The organism is Bacillus sp. LUNF1, from assembly GCF_011008975.1.
Classification (GTDB): Bacteria; Bacillota; Bacilli; order Bacillales; family Bacillaceae; genus Bacillus; species Bacillus velezensis.
Genome location: NZ_CP048876.1, coordinates 670398 through 695125, shown reverse-complemented (window position 1 = coordinate 695125; position 24728 = coordinate 670398). Strand labels below are relative to the sequence as shown.

Annotated in this window: 21 protein-coding genes and 1 pseudogene; 10 read left to right on the top strand and 12 right to left on the bottom strand. The window is 43.8% G+C overall.

Translation table 11 applies throughout. The annotated features are described in order from the left end of the window. Positions 1-112: 112 nt before the first annotated feature. Positions 113-373 carry a hypothetical protein gene (locus G4O42_RS03580; protein ID WP_032872496.1) on the bottom strand — a complete coding sequence of 87 codons (261 nt, stop codon included), beginning with the start codon at positions 371-373 and terminating at the stop codon, positions 113-115. Positions 374-552: 179 nt separating this feature from the next. Continuing rightward, positions 553-1272, bottom strand: coding sequence for a YebC/PmpR family DNA-binding transcriptional regulator (locus G4O42_RS03575; RefSeq protein ID WP_003155709.1), 720 nt, complete (start codon positions 1270-1272; stop codon positions 553-555). A 298-nt stretch (positions 1273-1570) separates the two neighbouring features. Here G4O42_RS03575 and G4O42_RS03570 point away from each other — a divergent pair, with 298 nt between their 5' ends. The 7 genes and pseudogenes from G4O42_RS03570 to G4O42_RS03540 all read left to right on the top strand — a co-directional run. Continuing rightward, the gene (locus G4O42_RS03570) at positions 1571-3577 is read left to right on the top strand and encodes a T7SS effector LXG polymorphic toxin (RefSeq protein WP_032872602.1); all 2007 of its coding nucleotides are present in this window, start codon (positions 1571-1573) and stop codon (positions 3575-3577) included. Between the two features lies 1 nt (position 3578). Then, positions 3579-4055: an antitoxin YezG family protein gene (locus G4O42_RS03565; protein WP_032872498.1), complete on the top strand. Its 477-nt coding sequence runs from the start codon at positions 3579-3581 to the stop codon at positions 4053-4055. An 83-nt stretch (positions 4056-4138) separates the two neighbouring features. Continuing rightward, complete coding sequence (locus tag G4O42_RS03560; RefSeq protein ID WP_032872500.1) at positions 4139-4627, top strand: immunity protein YezG family protein; 489 nt, start codon at positions 4139-4141, stop codon at positions 4625-4627. Positions 4628-4653: 26 nt separating this feature from the next. Beyond that, a complete protein-coding gene (locus G4O42_RS03555; RefSeq protein WP_032872502.1) occupies positions 4654-5115 on the top strand; it encodes an antitoxin YezG family protein in 462 nt (153 codons plus the stop codon). A 33-nt stretch (positions 5116-5148) separates the two neighbouring features. Next, the gene (locus G4O42_RS03550; protein WP_032872504.1) at positions 5149-5619 is read left to right on the top strand and encodes a TIGR01741 family protein; all 471 of its coding nucleotides are present in this window, start codon (positions 5149-5151) and stop codon (positions 5617-5619) included. 44 nt (positions 5620-5663) lie between these two features. After that, a complete protein-coding gene (locus G4O42_RS03545) occupies positions 5664-6134 on the top strand; it encodes an antitoxin YezG family protein (RefSeq protein ID WP_032872506.1) in 471 nt (156 codons plus the stop codon). A 91-nt stretch (positions 6135-6225) separates the two neighbouring features. Further along, positions 6226-6485 (top strand): annotated as a pseudogene (locus G4O42_RS03540) (TIGR01741 family protein); the annotation flags it as partial. A gap of 67 nt (positions 6486-6552) precedes the next feature. Here G4O42_RS03540 and G4O42_RS03535 read toward each other — a convergent pair. From G4O42_RS03535 to G4O42_RS03510, 6 genes are all read right to left on the bottom strand, one after another. Continuing rightward, positions 6553-7428: an ABC transporter permease gene (locus G4O42_RS03535; RefSeq protein ID WP_007609910.1), complete on the bottom strand. Its 876-nt coding sequence runs from the start codon at positions 7426-7428 to the stop codon at positions 6553-6555. Continuing rightward, the gene (locus tag G4O42_RS03530; RefSeq protein WP_003155721.1) at positions 7429-8382 is read right to left on the bottom strand and encodes an ABC transporter ATP-binding protein; all 954 of its coding nucleotides are present in this window, start codon (positions 8380-8382) and stop codon (positions 7429-7431) included. It lies immediately after the preceding gene. A 419-nt stretch (positions 8383-8801) separates the two neighbouring features. Beyond that, positions 8802-10754, bottom strand: coding sequence for a DUF2075 domain-containing protein (locus G4O42_RS03525; protein WP_032872508.1), 1953 nt, complete (start codon positions 10752-10754; stop codon positions 8802-8804). 193 nt (positions 10755-10947) lie between these two features. Beyond that, a complete protein-coding gene (gene rlmD / locus G4O42_RS03520) occupies positions 10948-12324 on the bottom strand; it encodes a 23S rRNA (uracil(1939)-C(5))-methyltransferase RlmD (RefSeq protein WP_032872511.1) in 1377 nt (458 codons plus the stop codon). A gap of 147 nt (positions 12325-12471) precedes the next feature. Further along, positions 12472-13383, bottom strand: a complete 912-nt coding sequence (locus tag G4O42_RS03515) for a diacylglycerol kinase (RefSeq protein WP_032872513.1) — start codon at positions 13381-13383, stop codon at positions 12472-12474. A 152-nt stretch (positions 13384-13535) separates the two neighbouring features. Continuing rightward, on the bottom strand, positions 13536-16679 hold the full coding sequence (locus tag G4O42_RS03510) for an efflux RND transporter permease subunit (protein ID WP_032872515.1): 3144 nt from the start codon (positions 16677-16679) through the stop codon (positions 13536-13538). Between the two features lie 128 nt (positions 16680-16807). Between G4O42_RS03510 and G4O42_RS03505 the strand changes: the two genes are divergently transcribed. Next, a complete protein-coding gene (locus tag G4O42_RS03505; RefSeq protein ID WP_032872517.1) occupies positions 16808-17656 on the top strand; it encodes a TetR/AcrR family transcriptional regulator in 849 nt (282 codons plus the stop codon). Positions 17657-17720: 64 nt separating this feature from the next. On the opposite strand, the gene gatB is transcribed toward G4O42_RS03505, so the two are convergent. Genes gatB through gatC form a run of 3 tightly spaced genes read right to left on the bottom strand, consistent with a single transcriptional unit; the run spans position 17721 to position 20927 of the window. Next, positions 17721-19151 (bottom strand): Asp-tRNA(Asn)/Glu-tRNA(Gln) amidotransferase subunit GatB, encoded by a 1431-nt coding sequence (gatB, locus tag G4O42_RS03500; RefSeq protein ID WP_003155730.1) that lies wholly within the window; start codon positions 19149-19151, stop codon positions 17721-17723. A gap of 13 nt (positions 19152-19164) precedes the next feature. Continuing rightward, a complete protein-coding gene (gatA, locus tag G4O42_RS03495) occupies positions 19165-20622 on the bottom strand; it encodes an Asp-tRNA(Asn)/Glu-tRNA(Gln) amidotransferase subunit GatA (RefSeq protein ID WP_007609878.1) in 1458 nt (485 codons plus the stop codon). A 14-nt stretch (positions 20623-20636) separates the two neighbouring features. Continuing rightward, entirely contained in the window at positions 20637-20927 is a 291-nt protein-coding gene (gene gatC / locus G4O42_RS03490; protein WP_003155732.1) for an Asp-tRNA(Asn)/Glu-tRNA(Gln) amidotransferase subunit GatC, read from the bottom strand. A 421-nt stretch (positions 20928-21348) separates the two neighbouring features. On the opposite strand from gatC, the gene putP reads away from it, so the two are divergent. Both putP and G4O42_RS03480 read left to right on the top strand, forming a co-directional pair. Further along, positions 21349-22827 carry a sodium/proline symporter PutP gene (gene putP, locus G4O42_RS03485; RefSeq protein WP_032872519.1) on the top strand — a complete coding sequence of 493 codons (1479 nt, stop codon included), beginning with the start codon at positions 21349-21351 and terminating at the stop codon, positions 22825-22827. Between the two features lie 120 nt (positions 22828-22947). Next, a complete protein-coding gene (locus G4O42_RS03480) occupies positions 22948-23640 on the top strand; it encodes an MgtC/SapB family protein (protein ID WP_007609875.1) in 693 nt (230 codons plus the stop codon). A 37-nt stretch (positions 23641-23677) separates the two neighbouring features. Here the strand turns inward: G4O42_RS03480 and G4O42_RS03475 are convergent, their stop codons facing one another. Further along, a complete protein-coding gene (locus tag G4O42_RS03475) occupies positions 23678-24673 on the bottom strand; it encodes a phosphotransferase enzyme family protein (RefSeq protein ID WP_032872521.1) in 996 nt (331 codons plus the stop codon). Between the last annotated feature and the right edge of the window lie 55 nt (positions 24674-24728).

The following is a 24728-nucleotide window of genomic DNA, read 5'->3' as shown; positions in this document are numbered from 1 at the left end:
AGATCTGCTTTAAAAGTCCTATGTACTTGATGATTTTGCTCCAATCGTAACACAGCTGCAATAACATGAGAAGAGCACTCTTGCTGTTCCAAGAGTGCTTTTTCCCGAATGATCAGATATATTGGCTGTCCCGATGATGATGATGGAACGGGTAGCCGCCGTAGCCTCCGAAACCGTACCCCGGATATCCCCCGAAGCCTCCGTAGCCGCCGTAGCCGCCAAAACCGCCGTAACCGCCAAAACCGTATCCCGGGTACCCGTAGCCTCCGCCGAAACCGTGTCCCGGATATCCTCCGAAGCCTCCGTAGCCGCCAAAACCGTACCCCGGGTAGCCTCCGAAGCCTCCGCCGTAAATCGGTCTTCTTTCATTCATGATTTATCGCTCCTTCACATAGGTTACAGTCCAGTTTATGATATCCGGAAGGAAACGTATGGGCATCCGCCCAGTTTTGGCGAAATAATCAATAATTGCTTACGGAGAAATACGATACAGGCCGACCGCATAAGCAAAATAAAAAGGCCGGAACTTGTGCCGCCCCGGCCTTTTTGTCTTTATTCGCCTAAATCTACATTGTGATAAACCTGCTGTACGTCTTCGAGGTCTTCCAACACATCGATCAGCTTTTCAAATTGAGCTTTCGCATCTTCCGGAAGCTCGACTTCATTTTGCGCAAGCATCGTCAGCTCCGCAACCGTGAACTCTTCAACGCCGGCATTTTTGAATGCCTCCTGTACCGCATGGAATTGATCAGGCTCGGCATATACGATAACACTGTCATCCTCTTCTAAAATATCGCGCACGTCCACATCAGCTTCCATCAGCAATTCCAGCGCTTCATCCGCCGTCTTGCCTTCAACACCGATAACGGCAGTCGCATCGAACATGTAAGCGACAGACCCGCTCACACCCATATTTCCGCCGTTTTTCCCGAATGCGGCACGCACTTCAGGCGCCGTGCGGTTTACATTATTCGTTAACGCATCAACGATGATCATTGAACCGTTCGGCCCGAAACCTTCGTAACGCAGCTCGTCAAAGTTCTCTTCCGCGCCGCCTTTCGCCTTTTCAATCGCACGCTCAATAATATTTTTCGGCACACTGTACGTCTTCGCGCGCTCAAGCACCACTTTTAATGCCTGGTTCGATTCCGGATCTGGCTCGCCTTGTTTTGCCGCCACATAAATCTCACGGCCGAACTTCGCGTAAATCCGGCTCGTATTTGCGTCCTTTGATGCTTTCTTTTCTTTAATGTTGTTCCACTTACGGCCCATTTTGTTCCACTCTCTTTCACGAATTGAATCTGTATGATAAATACTCTGCTTCTATTATACCTCAGCGGTTGGGTTGTTTCGAGTGTAAGACATTAGAAAAAACAGGCACGCTTAAAATCACCGGAGCGCAGTAAGCCGAATTTGAGGGTTATTGTACAAAACATAAAAAGCCTCCCTTCATACAGGAAGGAAGTCGCAAGCCAAAAGATTCATTTTATTCTTATTACCTATTTCCTACACTGTATATCATGACTCACGTGGTAAAATTTTGATATCGAACAAAAGAAAGGATATGGTCATGAAAGTTTTCGAAGCAACCACCCTCCTCGCCGCCGCCAAACAGCGCGCGGGTGAATACAAAAAACTGCGCGGTCAGATGGTCAATCTAAAAAAAGCGTTTCAAGGCATGGCTGATCTTGGTGACAATGATTTCTCAGGCCGGGGTGCAAATAACATCAAAGCTTTTTTCAAGGACCACGCCGGCGTCACAGACAGCTGGCTTGATCTGATTGACATGAAAATCGCATTTCTCACAAGCCTTCCCGGTAAGGTCGAAGATGCCGGACTTTCCAATTCGCATGTGGAGGAATCATTTCTGGAGCATGAGCTCACCCACGCCCTCAGTAAATCAAAGGCGATTATGGAAGAGCAAAAAAAGGACATGCGCTCCATCCTCGGAGAGATCGAAGACATCATCTCGCTCGAATTATTTTCAACCGAAAGCACAGATCAGAAGCTTTCTTCAGCTGACAAAAAAAGAAGCGAAACGATACATAAGCTCGGCAAGCTTGATCACGATCTAACGAAGGAATACGCAGAAACCGAAGCAAACGAACAGTTCATCCAAGCCGACTTTCAACAGCTCCAAAACGCCACAGGCAAAGGAAAAAGCGCCACGCCGCTTCACTACAATGCCAAGGCGTACCGTGAAAGCGACATCCATAAGAAGAAAGGCGAGATTGCAAGACATTCGGATGCTTATTTGACGATTAAAAAGGAAGAAGCGAAAGAGCGGGAGATTGAAAAACTGAAAGAAAGACTGAAAAACTACGATTATGCGAATGCCGATGAATTCTATGAAATGGCCAAAACAATCGGCTATAAAAACCTGACAAAAAAACAGCAGCGCTACTTCACTCAAATTGAAAACACGCGTGAACTTACAGACGGTTTCAAAGGCGTTGCCGTCGGCCTTTATGATTCCGGAAAAGACGCGGTCACAGGCCTGTGGGATATGGTCACAGATCCGGGCGGAACGGTTGAAGCCATTACAGGAGCGGTGGCTCACCCGATCAAAACGTATGAAGCCATTTCAGCGGCAATCGAAGAATCGTACCAAAAAGACATGGTGAATGGCGACACCTACTCCAGAGCAAGATGGGTGTCATATGCAGTGGGCACCGTTGTGACATCAGTTGTCGGCACAAAAGGCGTCGGCGCCGTCTCAAAAACAGGCACAGCCGCCAAAGTGACAACCAAAGTCAAAACAGCAGCAAGCAAATCCGCCGCAGCACAAAAAGCGATAACGGTCTCAAAACAAACCGTTGATCACATCAAACAAAAAGTAAACACAGGCATGGAAGTATCAAAAAAACGCGTCAAAACCAAGTTAAATCAAATGGGAGATCTCACCCTGGCTGATATTCTCCCGTATCATCCGCGTCACGACTTAGTGCCGGCGGGCATTCCTTACAACGCAGTCAACGGGGTCACACTTAAAGAAGGACTTCAGAAATTCGCCAAGGTCATCCTGCCGAAACCGTACGGAACCTCCGCAAGCGGCAGACGGACACCGGCACCGCATGTACCGCCGGTAACGGTCAAATACGGCGAGCATTTTGCGAAATGGACCAGAAAGAAAGTATTGAAGCCGAATGTCATCTACAAAACAAAAGAAGGCTACACGTACACCACTGACAACTATGGTAGAATTACAAGTGTCAAAGCAGACTTGCAGCTGGGAGAAGCAAAACGCAACCAATATGCACAGTCAAAAGCAGGTAAACCAGACCGTCTGACAGATGACGACGGAGGCCACCTAATCGCCACCCAATTCAAAGGCTCAGGCCAATTCGACAACATCGTGCCGATGAATTCTCAGATTAATAGGAGCGGCGGGAAATGGTATAAAATGGAGCAGGATTGGGCAGCGGCTTTACAAGCAGACCCTCCTCAAAAAGTATCAGTTGAAATCAACGCATTGTATAAAGGAGATTCATTAAGACCCACTGCTTTTAGGGTGAAATATAAAATTGGTGATCAAGAACCTAAACTTATGAGAATTAAAAACCAGGTCGGAGGTTAATATGGAGACAAAAAAAATGGGTGATCTATATCAACAGATAGCAGAAGGCATTAACGAAATCATTCCTTCTGAATGGAAAAAAGTTATTCTTTATGCTGAAATTCTCGACGATTCATCTGAGGTTTTCTTTTATTTCAATACTCCACATAGTGAAGATTTTATCTATTCTCATAACATTCCTGAGCATTTCCATGTCAGTGAGGAGATTTATGAGGGGCTGTTATTTGACTTGCATGACTTATTCGAGGAATTACGAGATGAATTTAAAGAAAACAATCAAGATATATGGACTAATTTAACACTTAATCTGGCGATAAGCGGAGAATTCTCGATAGATTATAATTATGAAGACGTTATTCAATCTCCATATACCATCTCTCAAAGACAAACAATCTGGACTTATAAAAATGTAGGAATTTATCCTAAGAGTAAACCTTTAAAATCCTTTTTAGAACAGTATCTAAATTCTCAAAATTAAAAACCCTCTCCTTTATTGGGGGGATTTTTTGATACAAATGATCCTTACAAATTACCAATTATAATGCTGGAGGCTAATCCTTATTGGAAAATGAATTAAATGCAATATATAGAAACATAGCTGAAACCGTTAACGAAATGATACCAGAACCATGGGAGAAATTTTTGTTCTATGCTCAGATTTCAGAGACAGGCGGAGGCACTTACTTTTTTTACAATTCTCAACATGAACCTAATCATTTTAAGTACAGTCTTGAAATTCCGTTTGAATTTGATATTGACGAAAATGAATTCGATCAGTATGAGATGGAATTATTTAAACTAAGCGAAAAAATGAGAGATGTTTTCAAAGATCATGATCAAGAATTATTTTATTCTTTCACTCTTATCTTGGAAATATCAGGAAAATTAACTGTCAACTTTGATTATACAGATTGGTTTAAGACAGATTATAGTTTCAGTGATCAGCTTATCATCTGGAAATTCAAATATTTAAGGGAAGAACCTAGGGATCTATCATTACAAAAATTAATAAAAAAATATTTAGATAAATATCCTGAAAATCCAATTTAATAAAGTTGAATAAAGTTGGGATAATGATGTTAGAAAAAGCTTATCTAAAAATAACTGATGCCATAGGAAAAATAATTCCTTCCGAATGGAGCAAAGTTGTTCTTTATGCAGAAATATTAGACGGCTCCAGAGAAGTGTATTTTTTCTTTCAAACACCAGAAAACGATGAATATATATACTCTCATGACATTCCAGAACAATTTCAAGTTAGTAAAAAAATTTATACCGAACTATTAATAGATCTTCAAGAGTTATTTAAACAGTTACACAATGAGTTTAAAGAAAATAATCCTGAAGCATGGACAAATTTGACACTGAATCTTGAAAGCGATGGAACGTTCTCAATTGATTATGATTATGAAGATGTTATTGAATCTGATTTGGACGAATACGAAAGACAAATGATTTGGGAGTTCAATAACTTGGGTATTTTCCCCGAAGATGAAGAGGATAAAGAATTTGTTAAGGATTATCTAAATATTAAATAATGCCATCAACAATTCAAAGGCAGAGGATCATCAATGGAAACTGAAAAAATGGAACAACTATATCAAAAGATTGCTGAACATCTAAATGAAATGATTCCATCTCAATGGGAAAAGATCGTTTTATATGCTGAAATACTTGATGACTCAGCGGATATATACTTTTATTTTACAACACCAAGTAACAGTGGTTATTTATTTTCTCATTATATACCTGAACATTTTGATGTGAGCGAAGAGATTTACGATCAACTGCTGATTGAACTTCAAGAGCTATTTGAAGAACTAAAAGAAGAATTTAAACTAGGCAATCAAGATATTTGGACAAATCTCACTTTAAAATTAGAAAACACCGGAAAGTTTTCAATTAATTATAATTATGATGATGTTTTATCCTCTGAACTCGATGACCTTCAAAGACGCGATGTTTGGAAATATCAAAATCTCGGCATACTGCCAGCTGATGAGGAAGATAGAAAATTCATAGAAGAGTATCTAAACATATAATAAGCTTTCAAACGGCTAAAAAAATTAAAAAGGATTCTGATATTGTGGAAACTGAAAAAATGGGCGAACTATATCAAAAAATCGCTGAGCAAATAAATGAAATTATCCCCTCTGAGTGGGAAAAGGTTGCTCTTTATGCCGAAATTTTAGATGATTCTTCAGAAGTTTACTTCTTCTTTACTACTCCACAAAATCAGGAATATATATATTCACACGATATTCCTGAACATTTTAATGTTGATGAAGATATATATGACGAACTTCTATATGAATTGCATGATTACTTTGAAGAGTTACGGGATGAATTTAAAACAAACAATGAAGACTTATGGACAAACCTCACTTTACATCTCGAACGAAGCGGCAAATTCTCAATTGACTACGATTACACCGATGTCATCGCCTCAGACTTAAACGGAACACAACGGCAAGTGGTATGGGAATATCAAAACTTGGGGATTTTGCCTGAAGATGAGGACGACAAAGAATTTGTAATAAACTACTTCGGTCTATAAATCAATAATGGCCCAGCCCTTCTTTTCTGGGCTATTTTTTATAACTAGGATTTCTCGACAATTGAAGGCAAAAAGGTTGGAAACTAAAAAAATGCAAGATTTGTACCAGCTTATTAGTAAGAAATTAAATGACATCATACCTTGTGAATGGGCAAAAATGTATCTTTATGCAGAAATATTAGATGACTCTACCATGGTTCTCTATCACTTCAAGACACCAAACGTCAACTGATTCATTCGCAAGATATACCAGCCCGATACAGTGTAAATAAAGATATCTTCAACACTTTTTTAAGAGAAATCCGAGAACTCTTTGAGGAATTAAGAATTGAGCACAAAAAGAATAATGATAAACAAAACAGGCAGCATCCAGTAAACGGATGCTGCCTGTTACATCGTTATGTATCGTCTGAAGAGGTCATTTATTTTGTTTTTTAAATATGAAAATAGATATGACGGTAAATATGATGGCTGTAATAACAATGATCCACAAGCTTGCTGCCGTACTGATAAAATGGCCGTTTAACTTGTAGACGATCCCGTAATGCTTTTCATATTCCTGTATTTGGTCCGCAGAGGCATGTTTAAATACTTTATCAACTGAGTCTGTCATAAACGCTTTTCTGAACAGAACGGCGGTGTGGCTGATAGGGAAGTACATAATAATCTTCTGCACAAACACCGGTACGCCGCCGATCGGCACATATACTCCGCATAAAAAACCGATGGCTGTTCCGACAATCGTACTTAACGTCGAAAATGCATTTTGTGTGTGAATAAACAGCGTTAAAAATAAATTTATGGAACTTGACAGTGCAACTGAAAGAATAATGATCCCCAATACTTCAAGTATATCTGTTCCGCTTAAAAGCTTGCTGCCTGTTGAAACGAGAAAAATTTCACAGCCTAAAAAGGCGATGAAAGAAAAGATCAAGCCGATGACAAATGAATGAATGACATAGCTCAATTGGATGGTCGCCCTTGATAAAGGAGCTGTTAAAAAGTCATACGTTCTCTTGCTTTCTTTATCTTTCACCATAATTCCGAAAGCGCCTAAAGTCGTTGTCACAGCTGTAATGGACAGCAATCCCGCCACCATCCATTCGTTCACCATTGCTTTGGAATCATCTGTCGAACCGACCAAGGCCTTAATGGCGTCCAGCTGTGTCTGCTGTAAGAACACGGCATATAACAGAATGACGATAAATACTGACAGCAAAGAAAGAAGCAAAAGCGTTCGATCACGGAAGTATATTTTTATATTTCTGCTGATTAAACTGGATAAAGACTTCATTTATGCAATGCTCCCCTTTACTGGCAAACTGCTTCCTTGTTCTTCGATAATATGGATAAACACATCATCCATATTCCCTTTAATCACCTCGAAAGATTCAATTTTTCCTTCAAGACCTTTCAAAATGTCAAACGCTTGGAGAGTGGACTCTACACGAAGGGAATAAATAGAGTTTTTAACCGTAAAATCCAGTTGTTTATTTTCAAACCATGCAGTCGGATCAACGCCTTGCTTAAACATCATATGCAGACTGTCAAACGCATATTGATCTTTCAGCTGACTCGGTGTACCCTCTGCGATCAGACGTCCTTCTTTGATGACCACAACGTTATCAGCCACAGCGGCCTCCTCCATGTAATGGGTCGTTAAAAAGATCGTCATGTTTGTTTCTTCCTGCAGCCTTTTAATCGCATTCCAAACAAAAACTCTCGTTTGCGGATCAAGACCTGTAGTAGGCTCATCTAAAAATAATATAGTCGGTTTATGGATGATGGCACGTGCAATATCCGCTCTTCTTCTTTGTCCGCCTGACAAATCGCTGTATTTTTTCTCCTTAATATCATCCAATTTTAAATAGTCTGTTACAAACTGATAGTTCTCTTGCACTTGTGCCTTGCTTAAATGATAATATTGTCCGCGGTTCATGATATTTTCATAAACGGTCAATCGTTCATCCAAAATGCTCTCTTGGAAAACGACTCCGATCTTTTTGCGGATATGATTATTCTCTTTCCCCTCACCAAGTGTATAACCGTCTATTACCACTTTTCCGGATGTCTTTTTAATCAGCGTACAGAGAATATCGATAGTGGTCGATTTCCCTGCACCGTTCGTTCCCAGAAATGCAAACAGCTCGCCGCGTTTGACAGAAAAGGATACCCCTTTCACTGCTTCAAATGATCCATATTTTTTGCGCAGATCCGTTACTGTAATAATGTCTTGTTCTTCTCCCATTCTGTTCACCTCGAAAAGTAAGATACTATACCGTTGTTCACTAACTTTATATCGTCATTCCCGCCAGGATTTTCCTCATTTTTATCCAACTTTATTATCTTTTTATAAATAATTATCTTTATTATGAAGATATACGCACATAAAAAGGCTTCTTAAAAGAAGCCTTTTATCGTTTTACGTTAATATTATGCTTTCATTCCCCAAGTCATTAACAATCGCCACTTTATTAAGGAGCTTTGTAAGGATCTCCTACACAAATAGATTTTTCTTTTCCTGCAAAAACGGTAGAAATTTAGTCGCATTTCGTTAAAAAGCCTTTAACAGTTATCACAAAATCTTGCCTCCCTGCTTTTTAAATGTGCAAGATCATAGCGTGATGTTTTTCCCAATTCCGTTTTAATAAATAATTAAAAAAGGTTTCATTTGTGCTTATATGTGGCTTTTTCTTCAGCAACTGATGAAGACTTAAAGAACTCATTCTCTTTGTAATTCATTTGCATATGTTTCAGCCTTTTAAAAAAGTAATTTTCTAATTGTTTGTCTATACAATAAATAAAACAGCCTTTTTGTCCCCGGGTCATCAAAGTTCTGTATGTGTTGCGAATAATTTCGTCTGCAAGCTTCTCAGCTTCTTCTGAATTTTGCTTTAGCATTTTCTTCAAACCACGTAAGGAGGTATCTGTTTTCGCCCGCTTTGAATGATCAGTCAATACTACTCCATCCCTGCACACTAGATCATTTCCTATAATTACACCTACATAATCAAATTCCAAACCTTGGCATGTGTGTATACAACCTATTTCATTAATAGAATCTTCGTCAATTGCCCACGTGTCTGAGTTATTTAAATTCCAACTCATTCCGAATTGATATTCAGGAATCTCGATATCATGAAATTCTGTTTTAGCTTTTCCTTCCTTCACCCAATCCCAACAGTAACCAGCAACTATTCGAGCTTTATTATTAACTCTATTCAGATCTTCTATCTGTTTACGCAATTCATTTGGATTTCTATATATACGAAAATCGTAGTTCATTCCAATATAATTAGAATTCGCAGTTTCCCGAATTTGAAGAACATCATCTAACCAGCTTATATAACCATCTGAACCATTGCAACGAAACTGTGAATCCAGTTTCATATTTGTAACCTGAGCATCTAATTCTTTTGAGAATTTAAGGATTGTATCAGTGCTACCAATATCTTTTAACGTTACTCTTTGATGTTCATCTATGAAAAAAACAGAAAGTTTGGAAGCATTTATTATTTCCTTAATTTGATTTTCCCCAAGGTTATTAAATAAACCGGATTTCTCATTTAATCGATGCGCCTCATCAACAATTAAAACGTCAAATTCACCTGATGGAGCATTGACATAACTGCCCGATCCTTTAAATAAATTATCAATGTGCCCTTTCCGAAAGTTTTGTTTTAACTTAGTAGCATATATATTTCTGGGAGCAGCATTTTTTGTTACATATTGTGCAACGAGACTTCGGTTTGTTGCTTCTACTAATAAATTTACAGCAAGAACAGATTTTCCTGTACCTGGCCCGCCTTCTACAACTAAAACTTGTTTAGTGTTTGTACGTAATGCCTCATTCGCCAAATGTAAAGCCGTCTCATACACGACTTTTTGATTATCAATCATCATAAACTCTCGATTACCTTGAAGCATACTGTTTAACGAATCTTGAAGAGACTTTGAAGGCCGTATTCTTCCTTTATCTATTGTATATAGGATTTCTTTGTTGTCTCCATATTTAATATACTTTTTAATGAAATCACGAAGCTTACCTGAATCACCTTTGATAAAAACAGGAGCTTCTTTTATATAATATTCATATATTGAATCAGTTAATGGATCGTCTGTACCCTGATTCAAGTAGTTATGTAAGTATGTACAAGGATATAGCTTGATATCTTCTTTTTGCGCATTTTCATTGTAATCCTTTATTAACGAAGCGTATGACCAGGCTTGATAAGATGGATGGGTTGTTTCGCGAATTCCTTTATTTATAAACGTTTTAACGATGGCCTCTTTACTATCAATTTTCTCTACTTTCTCCCATTGTTTAAGTTCCACAATCACAATAGATGAACGATCATCCTTATCTGATCCAGATATAAGAAAATCAATACGCTTTGAAGTATGGGGTATTTTGAACTCAATAGCAATTCCTGCGTCCTTAGGAATTTCTCTATCACTTAATACCCTATACATATACTGCATAGAGTTATCCCAAGATCTAACCTCTCTCTCATTGATTTTGCCAATCTTATCATTATAGTTTTTACAGATATTCATCACCAACTTATCGTCAAACACATCACTTAAAAACTCTTCTTTTGTAGCTTCATAAACTATCATTGTTTCACCTTTTCATTAACTTTTTGCGTTATCTCTATAAATTCGCCGCTCAAAATAACTAAATTGAGCTATATTGAGAATACCATTTTTCTTCAAATTAATCTGTTTTAATATAACCTTTGTAATTAATAATTAAAAAGGATTCTTCACATATTAATATAAAAAGCAGCGTTCTCAAAAAGAGAACACTGCTTTATTTCAATACGAGCTTTGCCACACACTCCACATGATTCGTATGCGGGAACATATCCACCGGCTGCACTTCGAGCGTCTCATACCCGCCATCCTCAAGCACCCGCAAGTCTCTCGCAAGCGTGCCTGGGTTACACGACACATACACCACCCGCTTCGGTTTCATCTCCACAATCGTCCGCAGGAGGGCTTCGTCGCAGCCTTTTCTTGGCGGGTCGACAACGAGGGTGTCGGCCGTGATGCCTTCTTCATACCATTTCGGAATGACTGTTTCCGCTTCTCCGACTGCGAATTCCGCGTTTGTGATGCCGTTCAGCTCAGCGTTGCGTTTTGCATCCTCGATGGCTTCCGGCACGATTTCGACGCCGTATACTTTCTTCGCCTGCTTCGCTAAGAAGAGAGAAATCGTTCCGATGCCGCAGTAGGCGTCGATGACGGTTTCTTCCCCTTGCAGCTCCGCGTACTCAAGCGCTTTGTCGTAGAGCACTTTTGTCTGTTCCGGGTTGACCTGATAGAACGATCTGGCGGAGATGGCGAATTTGACGTCTCCGATGAGGTCGTAGATGTATTCTTCGCCCCAGATGACGTTTGTTTCGTTCCCAAAGATCACGTTTGTTTTGTTTGGGTTGATGTTTTGCACGATGGATTTGACGTGCGGGAATTGCGCCGTAATGTCTTCGATGATCTTCGCTTTGTGCGGGAAATCGCTTGTTCTTGTGATGAAGACGATCATCATTTCGCCCGTGACGACGCCGTATCTGACCATGATATGGCGGAGCCAGCCTTTGTGGCGTTCTTCGTTGTAGGCTTTAACGCCGTATGCTGCGCAAATGTCTTTGACAGCTTGGACGGCTTCGTCGTTTTTGGATTGCTGGATCAGACAGGCGCTCATGTCGATGATGTCATGGCTTCTTTGCTGATAGAATCCGGCGACGAGTCCGCCTTCTCTTTCACCGACAGGCACCTGTGCTTTGTTTCTGTAGTTCCACGGGTCTTCCATGCCGAGCGTCGGGTGCACGGTGACATTGGACAGATCCAGCTTGCCGATCCGTTCTAAGACGTCTTTGACTTGTTTCTGTTTAAACAAGAGCTGGCCTTCATAGGTCATGTGCTGAAGCTGGCAGCCGCCGCATTGCTTGTAGATCGGACACGGGGCATCCGTTCTGTGCGGGCTTTCTTCTTTCAGTTCAATCAAGCGGCCGAAAGCGAAGCCTTTTTTGACGCGTGTCACTTTGATTTGCGCTTTTTCCTCAGGCAGGGCGTTCGGCACGAAGATCGGGAAGCCCTGAACCTTTGCGACGCCCGCTCCTTCGTGCGTCAAATCCTCAAATGTCACATCATAGTATTCATTTTTTTCTATCGGGGGTTTCATTTTCATCTATAATCACCTCTAGTTTTACCAATAGCCTTGTTTCAGCGTGCTGGCAAACCTTCAAATTCAATGTCAGCCTTCAAAGGTTTCCGATCACGCTGAAAAGATGACAAAATCCTAAAACGAATACTGTTTTAGGATTTTGTCCGCGTATTAATCATCCAGCTGTTCCGCTTTCTCTTTCGGCATGATGACGTGAATATGCCGGTACAGATTCACGAATTCACCCGGCAGCATGCCGCCGTATTCGCCGTCCAGGTTCAGCTGCATCTTTTCTGATACATTGACTTTCACACGGTTCGCTTTTGTGTAAATAATGTGCTGATCGTTAATATGATCGCCTCTGAGCGCCATGCTCGCGACTCTGATAAACTCCGCGAGATTGGCTTTTTTCAAAATAATCAAATCAAACATGCCGTCATTCAGGCTGGAATCAGGGGCCAGCTTCTCGAATCCGCCGACCGAGTTGGTCAGCGTCACTAAAAACAGCATAATTTCGCCTTGAAACAGCTTGCCGTCATATTCAATCTCGACTTCTGTCGGTCGAAGTGAAGGCAGCATTTCCATTCCCTTTAAATAATAAGCAAGCTGGCCAAGCATCGTTTTCAGTTTACTCGGCACATCATACGTCAGCTCCGTCAGACGGCCTCCGCCGGCGATGTTGATAAAGTACTGACCGTTCACCTGGCCGATGTCGATCGGGCGGGCTATGCCGTTAATGACGGTATCAGCGGCATTCAGTATATTCTCTCTCGGAATGCCCAGCGCTCTGGCGAAGTCATTTGTCGTGCCGACCGGAATGATGCCGAGTGTCGGGCGTTTGTCTAACGGCGCAAGGCCGTTGACGACTTCATTAATCGTTCCGTCTCCGCCGGCAGCGATAATCAGGTCAAACTCCCGCAAAGCGGCTTCTGTTGCGGCGTGGGTGGCATCCCCCGCGCATGTGGTGGCATGGGTGGAGGTTTCATAACCGGCTTGTTCAAATTTTTGCAGGACCTGGGCAAGATTTTTCTTAAAAAGCTCCCGTCCTGAAGTCGGATTGTATATTATGCGTGCACGTTTCATTATCTCATCATCCTACTTAAGAGTATCCGATCCATTATTAACACTAACAACCTTTAATTATACTATGACTTGAGAAAATCGCAACAATATGTACAGGAATTGCCAGAAGAAAAAAGGCCTTAGCTCCGTTTAAGGAGCCAAGGCCCGCTGTCTTACTCTTCTTCCATTCCAGGTTTTTTCTTACGGAATTTCGCTAATACTTCATATACGATCGGCACAATCAGAAGGGTAAGCAGAGTCGAACTGATTAAACCGCCGATAACGGTGACACCGAGTCCTTTAGAAATGACCTGGCTGCCGCCTTCGAAGCCCAATGCCAATGGAAGCAGGGCGCCGATTGTCGCGATCGCCGTCATCAGAATCGGACGCAATCTCGTAGAACCCGCCTCTAGGAGCGCTTCTCTCGTCGATAAGCCTTCCGCTTCTTTATGGATGACGCGGTCAATTAAGACAATCGCGTTTGTGACGACGATTCCGATCAGCATCAGCATACCGATCATGGCATTCAGACTGATCGTCTCTCCGGATACATACAGGCCGGCTAATGCGCCGATGACTGTAAACGGAAGCGAGAACAGAATCGCAAACGGCGCTAATGCTCCGCCGAACGTGATCACAAGAACGAGGTATACGATGGCGATTGCGGCAAGCATCGCTAACCCAAGTTTCGTAAAGGAATCAGCAATATCCGCTGATACACCGCCGGTATCAATGGATACATTGTCCGGCTTATCCAGTTTGTCAACTTTCTTTTGAACTGCTGATGACACCTTCGTGACGTTGTCAGAAGTGACGGTTGCCGTTACGTCAGCGTACACTTTGCCGTCGCGTTTGGAAATGGTATCGGATGTCGTGCCGTTTTTCACTTTCGCCACATCGCCGATTTTAACTTCTTGGCCTGCAGGCGATGTGATGGTTTTATCCTCTAATTCTTTTACACTCTTATACTGGTCTTTTTCTGTTTTGATGTTGACGTCAAGCTCTTTGCCGTCCTTTTTCACCGTTGTCAAAGGAGACTGTGACGTTTGGGACATCAGGGCTTGGGAGATTTGCGAAGCCGTCAGGCCCTGCTTGCTGAGTTTCTCCTGGTCAGCGGTGAACGTGTACTCATCATATGTGCTGGAAAGGCCTGAGTTGATGTCTTTCAGATCCTTCTGCTTTTTCATGATGCCTTCGATGTCTTTGACCGTGCCTTTAATATCAGACTCTGAATCTCCGTACACATAGTACGTTAATTCGTTGTTGTTGCCTGACGAGCTGAAATTTTGTGATTTCCATTCGCCGCGGCTGGATGTTTTTTTGATTTCTTTTAAGACATTGTCTTTTTCTTTGTCAAAATCAGGCGTGTCATCCTCGTATTTCACGTAGAACAATGCGCCGTTTGAGCTTCCGCCGAGCGGACTTTGCGAACCTAAAGAATACTGAACGGTATCGACATGTTTGCGTTTAAGCAGCATGTCTTCCGCTTTTTGCGCAGCTTTTTCAGCTTCGCTTTTCGTTTCGCCCGGTTCAGGCGTATATGTGAGCTGCATCGTTTTGTCCGCTTGCGCAGGCAGGTAGCTCGCTCCGATCAGAGGTACGAGGAACAAACTGCCGACAAGCATCAGAACCGCGATGATAGATGTAATCCATTTATGTCTTAATGACCAATTCAGCACTTTTTTATAGAAATTGGCCAATCTGCCCGGCTTATGCTCTTTCGCTTTAACAGGCGCGCCTGTGAGCGATTTTTTGAATAAGCTGTGCGCAAGCATCGGCACCAGTGTGATCGAAATCAACAGCGATGCGGCAAGCGCGAAGACGATTGTTAATGCAAACGGCATAAACAGTTCGCCGATCTGTCCGCCGACCATGGCAAGCGGCAGGAATACGGCAATGGTTACGATCGTTGATGACATGATCGGTTTAAACATTTCTTTCGTCGCTTCACGCACCAATTGCTTCCCGCGTAAAGGTTCATCTTTCAGCCTCATGCGGCGGTAAATGTTTTCGATCACGACAATCGAGTCGTCGACTACCCGTCCGATGGCGACCGTCATCGCACCGAGCGTCATTATGTTCAATGTGACATCAAGCTGATTCAGCACAAGAAGCGCAATCAGCAGTGACAGCGGGATGGAAATGATAGAAATCATCGTTGATTTAATATCTCTTAAGAATAAGAGAATGATCACGACCGCAAAAATCGCGCCGAAAATCGCTTTGCTTAACATCGTATCCACCGACTCTGTAATCGGCTCTGCCATATCAAGAGTCGAGCTGTACTTGAACCCTTTATGGTCTTTTTTGTATTGATTCAGTTCATCTTTAATCGCATCGGCCACTTCTACCGTGTTGGCGTCATTGGCTTTTACGATATTAATTCCGATGCTGTCCTTTCCGTTCGTGCGGGAAATGGATTCAGCTTTTTTCACATCTTTAATGTCGGCAATGTCAGAAAGCTTGACTGTCGGCACTCCTGCTGCCGCGCTTTGCTGTGCCTGCTGCATAGCCTGAGCGTCCGCCGCAGATGCCGCACCGGCTCCGCCCGCTTGACCTTGAGCGGCAGAAGAAGATGTGACTGGAATTCTCATATCTTTCAGATCTTTAATTGACGTAATATTTCCGTTAACAACAACTGATTTTTCTTTGTTGCCGAATGTGTACAATCCAAGCGGCGTATTGACGTCAGAGCCTTGGATCACTTTCTTGACGGTATCTTCATCAAGTCCGTACTCTTTCATTTTTTTGTCTTTGAAAGAGAATTCCACCTGCTCTTCCTGCTGTCCGGAAACTTGTACGGACGCAACGCCCTGAATGCCTTCAAGCTTAGGAACGAGAGTGTTTTCCACATTTTTGGTCAGGTCTTCAAGCGAGCTTTTGCCGCTTGTCACACTGAGCGTCAAAATCGGGAAAGAGTTGAGGCTGTAACGGGAAATGTCAGGTTTTTTCGCGTCGTCAGGAAGGCTGACACTGTCCAGCGCTTCAGCGACTTCGGTTTTCGCCTTGTCCATATCCTTGCTGTAATCATATTCAATCATAACCGATGAGACGTTTTCAGAGGATGTGGACGTTACGACGCTCACTCCTTCTAAATTCTGGACCGCCTGCTCGATCGGTTTTGTCACGTCATCCGCAACTTGACTCGGAGCAGCTCCGGGATAAGTCGTATTTACTGAAAGGTAAGGCATGTTGACGTCCGGTATGGATTCCTGCTTCATATTCATACCGGCATACAGCCCTGCTACAGTAACGATAATCGTCATCAGCCAAACTGCGAATTTGTTCTTCAGTACAAAGTTAATAATGTGGTTCATCATGTCCTCCGTTAATTTTTATTGACTGACTGGTCATTCTATATAATACTAAACGGTATAACTCAACATCGTCAACTAATAAGGCAGTAAATTTTTCTAAATTTTTCAGGATTAAGGGGAAGCACGTCATGAACGAAAAAAAAGAGAAAATCATAAAAACAGGCATCCATTTATTTGCCAAAAAAGGGTTTTCTTCAACAACCATTCAGGAAATCGCCGGTGAATGCGGAATTTCAAAAGGAGCCTTCTATCTCCATTTCAAATCAAAAGAAGACCTTTTGCTGTCAGCATGTGAGTATTACATCGGCATGTCTATGGAAGAAATAAAGAAAATCAAAACAGAACACCAGCATAAACCGCCTAAGGACGTATTCCGAAAACAAATCGCTTATCAATTCCAGGAATTTATGGAGCACAAGGACTTTATCATTCTCTTGCTGAGCGAAAAGGTCATTCCTGAAAATCAAAAGGTCAAACAGTATTTTCATGAGGCCAATATTCAATTTAACATGCTGTATCGGGATGCGTTGCTCTCCGTTTACGGAGATGCCGTCACACCGTTTTTAGCGGATGCGTCCGTTATGGCGCAAGGAATTGTGAGCTCCTATATTCATTTCTTGATTTTTAATGAACATACGGCATTCCGGACGGAAAACGTGGCGGCCTTTCTGATTGCCAGAATCGATGACCTGATTACGGGACTGATAAAAGACAACCCCGATCCGCTGCTGCCTGAGGATATCTTCACTCAGCCCGCGGCGGACAGAGAAAGACTGCTTGCGGATATTCAAAAGATAAAAGCACAGCAGGGGCTGCCTGAGGACGTCCTCGTATCGCTTGAAGTCATTGAAGAGGAATGCGCAAAGGAAGAGCCGCGAAAACCGATTATTAAAGGAATGCTGTCCAACTTGGCAGGCAGCGGAACTGAACAGATTGAAACGCTGCGGGCTTCCATTGAAACCTATTTCAGCTTATAAAAAAAAGAGACCGGCGCTTACCGGTCTCCGTGTCAGCAGCGCCCTTAGAGGCGGCTGCTTTTTTTTATCGTTTTTTGATTTCTTCAAGTAAGATCTTGTTGACCATCGGCGGGTTGGCCTGTCCTTTTGAGGCTTTCATAATCTGCCCGACAAGGAAGCCGATCGCGCGGTCTTTTCCGTTTTTGAAGTCTTCAATTGACTGCGGGTTGCTGTCAAGCGCATCTGTTACCAGCTTCAGAAGCACGCTTTCGTCAGAAATCTGCACGAGGCCTTTTTCTTTGACGATTTTTTCTGCGTCGCCGCCTTTTTCAATTAATTCTTTAAAGACTTTCTTCGCGATTTTAGACGAGATGGTTCCTTTTTCAATCAGCTTAATCATGCCGGCAAGGCCTTCAGGAGTCAGGGCGACATCCTCAAGCTCTTTTTGTTCGGCGTTCAGGTAAGCTGAGACTTCACCCATCAGCCAGTTTGATGCCTGCTTGGCTTCTGCGCCTTTATTGACCGTTTCTTCGAAGAAATCAGCCATTTCTTTCGTCAGCGTCAGAACCATTGCGTCATAAGCAGGCAGACCGAGCTCTTCGATATAACGCTTGCGGCGCTCGTCCGGAAGCTCAGGAATGGTTGCTCTTACGCGTTCTTTCCATTCGTCATCAATGTAGAGCTCGACAAGGTCAGGCTCAGGGAAATAACGATAGTCGTCAGAACCTTCTTTGACACGCATCAAAATGGTTTTTTTCGTCGCTTCATCATAGCGGCGCGTCTCCTGCTGAATGACTCCGCCTGACAGAAGCACCTGCTCTTGGCGTTTTTCTTCATGCTCAAGTCCTTTTTGCACAAACGCGAAGGAGTTCAGGTTTTTCAGCTCCGTTTTTGTGCCGAATTTCTCCTGGCCGATCGGACGGAGGGAAATGTTGGCGTCACAGCGCAGTGAACCTTCTTCCATTTTACAGTCGGAAACGCCTGTGTATTGGATAATTGATTTCAGCTTTTCGAGATATGCGTAAGCTTCCTCCGGTGTGCGGATATCCGGCTCAGATACAATCTCGACAAGCGGCGTGCCCTGGCGGTTGAAGTCAACGAGGGAATAGCCGTCGCCCGTATGCGTCAGTTTTCCCGCATCTTCTTCAAGGTGAAGACGGGTAATGCCGATTTTTTTCGTTTTTCCGCCGACTTCGATTTCGATCCAGCCGTTTTCGCCGATCGGCTTGTCAAATTGAGAAATTTGATATGCCTTCGGGTTGTCCGGGTAGAAATAGTTTTTCCGGTCAAACTTCGTATCCGTTGCGATTTCGCAGTTCAAAGCCATTGCGGCTTTCATCGCGAATTCGACCGCTTCTTTGTTCAAAACGGGCAGCACGCCGGGATAGCCGAGGTCGATGACGCTCGTTTGGGTATTCGCTTCCGCGCCGAATGGCGTCGGTGAGCTTGAGAAAATTTTAGATTTTGTTTTTAATTCCACATGGACTTCAAGTCCGATTACCGTTTCAAAGTTCACTTCATTTCACCCCTTACAGTTCAGGTTTCGCTTTATGATGATCTGTTGCCTGCTCAAAAGCATGAGCGACGCGGTATACAGTGCCTTCATCGAAGTGTTTTCCGATGATTTGCAGTCCGAGCGGCAGTCCGTCCGCAAATCCGCACGGCACGCTGATTCCCGGCACACCCGCGAGGTTGACAGGAATCGTTAAAATATCGTTGGCGTACATTGTGAGCGGATCGCTGGTTTTTTCGCCGATTTTGAATGCCGGTGTCGGCGTTGTCGGTCCGACGATGACATCGTATTTCTCAAATACGTCTTCAAAATCTTTCTTAATAAGCGTGCGCACTTTTTGCGCTTTTTTGTAATACGCGTCATAGTAGCCGGAGCTGAGTGCGAAGGTGCCGAGCATGATGCGGCGCTTCACTTCATTGCCGAATCCTTCAGAGCGTGTCTGTTTATAAAGGTCGATCAGGTTGTCCGCATTGTCTGAGCGGTAGCCGTAGCGGATGCCGTCAAAGCGCGCAAGGTTTGCAGACGCTTCGGAAGAAGACAGCAGATAATACGTCGCAAGCGCGTATTTGCTGTGCGGCAGAGATACTTCTTCCCATGTCGCTCCGAGGTCTTCAAGCACTTTTAAAGCGGCTAAAACCGATTCTTTCGCTTCTTTGCCGACGCCTTCTCCGAGATATTCTTTCGGTACGGCGATTTTTAAGCCTTTAATATCGCCAGTTAATGAAGAAAGAAAGTCCGGCACTTCGACATTGGCGCTCGTAGAGTCCATTTTGTCCGGGCCTGAAATCGCCTGAAGCAGGAATGCGTTATCTTCTACGTTTCTTGTGATCGGTCCGATCTGGTCTAATGAAGACGCAAAAGCGACCAAACCGTAACGTGACACGCGTCCGTATGTAGGCTTTAATCCGACGACGCCGCAGAAAGAAGCCGGCTGGCGGATGGAGCCGCCCGTATCAGATCCGAGTGAAAACGGCACTTCGCCCGCGGCAACCGCAGCTGCGGAACCGCCGCTTGATCCGCCGGGAACCGTATCGAGATTCCAAGGGTTTTTCGTCGCTTTGTACGCGGAGTTTTCAGTAGAAGAACCCATCGCGAACTCATCCATATTCAGCTTTCCGATCGTGACGGCTTCAGCAGCTTGAAGGCGCTCCACGACCGTCGCATCGTAAATCGGATCGAAGTTTTCGAGGATTTTGCTTGAGCATGTTGTGCGAAGCCCTTTGGTCACGATGTTGTCTTTGACGCCGATCGGCATTCCGAAGAGAAGACCGTGTTCAGACCGTCCGTCAACCGCTTCGTCAAGTTCTTTCGCGTAAGCGCGGGCTCTTTCTTCATCAAGCTGCAAAAACGCCTGCACCTTATCATCCACGGATGCGATCCGTTTGTAAGATTCATCAACAAGATCGGAAATCTTGATTTCTTTTTTATGTATCATTTGTTTCAGTTCTGTGATTTTGTGATCAAATAATGACATACTGTCTCCCTCCTTTAATCCAGAATAGATGGCACACGGACATAGCCGTCTTTATGATCGGGAGCATTTTTCATGACATCCTCGACCGGAAGGCCTTTACCCGCTTCATCTTCTCTCATTACGTTTTTCATTTTCAGCACGTGTGTTGTCGGTTCCACGTTATCCGTGTCCACTTCATTAAGCTCCTCGGCAAACGAGATAATGCTGTCAAGCTGTTCTGTGAACATTTCAGCTTCTTCATCCGTAATGGCGAGTCTCGCCAAATGAGCGACATGCTTTACTTCTTCTATAGAAATTCGTGACATAAGATCCACCTCCGCATAATTCTCCGTTTCGTCATATAATACTGATCATATCAAAAACGAGCCCTCTAAAGCAACAAAACGCCGCCTTCTGAGGCATGATGAAACCCTCTCTATTTTATCCTAAATCGGGGAGAAAGAGAAACGAATTATATGTCAGAAAATTTTTACTTTTATAATCTATTGGTAGCGCTTTCATCTCTAAGCTGTTCTATGTTGGCGGGGATTTTTTCCTTGAGCGGGCCAGGTTTCGAGAGTTGATTGATCGGGGATACTTTGTTAGGTTTAGTAACCATAGCCAGCACTAAATCATGCGATCCGCATGGAATGATGACTAAAGGCTGGATCGCCGGCGCATATTCCGGCACTACTAATCTACAGAGGTGATGCAACATTTACATGAAAGAAGAGAGGGACCAAAAACGTGAGTATTGAACTAATTATATCTCTTGGCATTTACTTTGCTGCCATGCTGTTAATCGGCTGGTACGCATTCAGGAAGACAACGAATATTAATGATTACATGCTGGGCGGAAGAGGACTCGGCCCGTTCGTAACGGCGCTGTCCGCAGGTGCGGCCGATATGAGCGCATGGATGCTGATGGGAGTTCCCGGCGCAATGTTCGCAACGGGGTTATCGACCTTATGGCTGGCGCTCGGTTTGACGATCGGCGCGTATTCAAATTATCTGCTGCTTGCTCCGAGGCTGCGCGCTTACACGGAAGTTGCGGATGATGCGATTACGATTCCCGATTTTTTCGATAAACGGTTCCGCCACTCGTCATCATTGCTGAAAATTGTTTCCGCCGTGATTATTATGATCTTTTTCACACTGTACACATCGTCCGGGATGGTATCCGGAGGCAGGTTATTTGAATCGGCATTCGGCGCCGACTACAAATTCGGTTTGTTTTTAACGGCCGGTGTTGTTGTGCTTTACACGCTGTTTGGCGGTTTCCTCGCTGTCAGTCTGACTGACTTTGTGCAGGGAGCGATCATGTTTGCGGCATTAGTGCTTGTGCCGATCGTTGCTTTTACCCAGCTCGGGAGCGTTTCAACGACGATTGATTCGATCAACGCCGTTAACCCGAAACTATTGGATATCTTTAAAGGCGCGAGCGTCATTAGCATTATTTCTTATTTGGCATGGGGACTCGGCTATTACGGCCAGCCTCATATCATCGTACGATTTATGGCGATTAAAGAAGTGAAAGATTTAAAACCCGCCCGCAGAATCGGGATGAGCTGGATGGTTATTTCAGTTATCGGTTCATTGCTGACCGGGATTATCGGAGTTGCGTATTCTCATCACTTCGGAGTCTCCGTAAAAGATCCGGAAACGATTTTCATTATTTTTTCTAAAATCTTGTTCCATCCGCTGATTACGGGCTTCTTGCTGTCCGCGATTTTAGCGGCGATCATGAGTTCCATTTCCTCACAGCTTCTCGTAACGGCAAGCGCCATTACGGAAGATTTATACCGCGCCTTTTTCAGACGGGAAGCGAGCGATAAAGAATTGGTCATGACCGGACGCCTGTCGGTATTGATCGTAGCCGTTATCGCCATCCTGCTTTCCATGAATCCGAACAGCACCATTCTTGACCTGGTCGGATATGCGTGGGCAGGCTTCGGTTCGGCTATCGGACCGGCGCTCTTGCTCAGTCTGTACTGGAAACGGATGAATGAATGGGGAGCGCTTGCGGCGATGATTACCGGGGCCGCGGCCGTTTTAATCTGGATCACCACAGGGCTTGCCGCTTCAACCGGCGTATACGAAATCATTCCGGGGTTCTTCCTCAGTCTGATTGCCGGTATTGCCGTCAGCCTGCTGACCAAAAAACCGGCCGATGCTTCTTATCAGCTGTTCAGCCGGATGGAAACTCTTTTGAAAAACAAGAAATAGACAAAAAGCCGTCAGATTTTATCCCTGACGGCTTTTTTCTTCCGCACTTGTCCTGCTATAAATACTGTGAGAAAATCATATCAATTTATTATAAGAAAAATTGCGGAGGTGCTGTGCAAATTGAGCTGGCCTATCGAACCAGACATTTTATTAAAGCTGGGCATTGCCACGCTGATCGGCATGATCATCGGTCTTGAACGCGAGCTGAAAAACAAACCGCTCGGACTGAAAACCTGTATCGTCATCGCCGTCAGCTCCTGTATGCTGACGATCGTCAGCATTAATGCGGCATATCATTTCCCAAAATATTACCGTATCATGATGGATCCGCTCCGCCTCCCCGCCCAAATCATTTCCGGCGTCGGTTTTATCGGCGCGGGCGTGATCCTGCGTAAAAGCAATGACGTCATATCCGGCCTGACGACATCGGCCATCATCTGGGGCGCAGCCGGGCTCGGTCTGGCTACAGGCGCCGGCTTTTATAAAGAGGCGTTCGCAAGCCTCTTGTTTATCCTGATCAGTGTCGAATTTCTTCCGTGGCTGATCAGAAAAATCGGTCCCAACCGCTTGAAGGAGAAGGATATCCGCGTGAGAATGTCTCTTTCCGATAAAGACAAAATGACCGAGATTCTAAAAGAAATGAAAAGCAAACGGCTCCGCATTCACTCCGTCCGGATTGATGATCTGCGCGAAAAAGAATTTCCGATTATGGAAGTGAAAGTCAGTGTTCACAAAAACCGCTACACCACTGATGTCTATTATGATATTAAAGAAATTCAAGGTGTCGTCGGAGTGAAGTGTGATACGTTATAAAAAAACGCCGGGCTGGATTCAGCCGGCGTTTTTCTATTTATACGAATGCAGAAAAGTTATACTCCGTAATCGGCGTTTCGTTTTCGATATCGCGCCTGAAGGCTTTCAGCATCTCACGTTCCTCGTCCCCGAGTGAATTGAGGTCAAACGCCTGATGCAATAATCCGTAGATCAGCATATGGCGCAGCCGGAGAAAATCCGGGATGTGTTCAAGCCAGGCGGGGTCAAGGTCATTTTCTTCCCTGTAGCCTTTCATAAAGTGTGTCATGAACTCACCCGTAAACGCGGCCTTGTCTTCATACGGGATGACCGGATACCACAACATGTTGTACAGCAGAATACTGATATCATTCACAAACCAATTGTAGCCGATATCATCAAAATCAAATGCCGTGATTTTCCCATTGTCCCAGTTGAAATTACCGTGGTGCAGATCGGCGTGCACAAGGCCGTAGTTTTCAGGATTCTTCGGCAAACGGCGCAGTTTTTCCATTAGAGCATCCGCCCGCTCAAATACGAGATGCTGATCTGCGGGCACGTATTTTCTCAGCTTCAGCTGCTCCTCTTCATCCCATTCCTGCCTTTTATATGCCGGATCGCTCAGACGGTAGCTTTTTGTCAGCCGGTGCATGTTCCCCGTGTACTTTCCAAGCTCATAAAACAGAGTTCCGTTCCAGTCTGATTCCTCCACTTTGCGTCCGGGCGCTTTTTCATAGACTCTTACTAAAAACGCTCCGCCTTTTCCATCCGGCACTTCTTCGACATCTCTGCCATTTAATGAAGGAATCGGTTTTGCTGCTGAAAGCCCTCCCTTTGCCAGATGATGAAGCCATTCCATTTCTCCGAGAATATATTCCGGTGTTCTTCTGATCGTATGCGTAATTTTTAAGATATACGGTTCGTTATCTTTCACAATTTCGTATACGTAGTTCTCTGCGTCCGCAATAAATTGAAACTTGGTAAAGCCGTATATTTCACCGGCCTCAGCCAGTACCTTATCTTCCTCAAAAATCGCTTTAATATCTTTATGCATGCTGATTCACCCTTTTCATAACGTTTGTAGGCGGTGTGTGTACTCAGCAAATGTC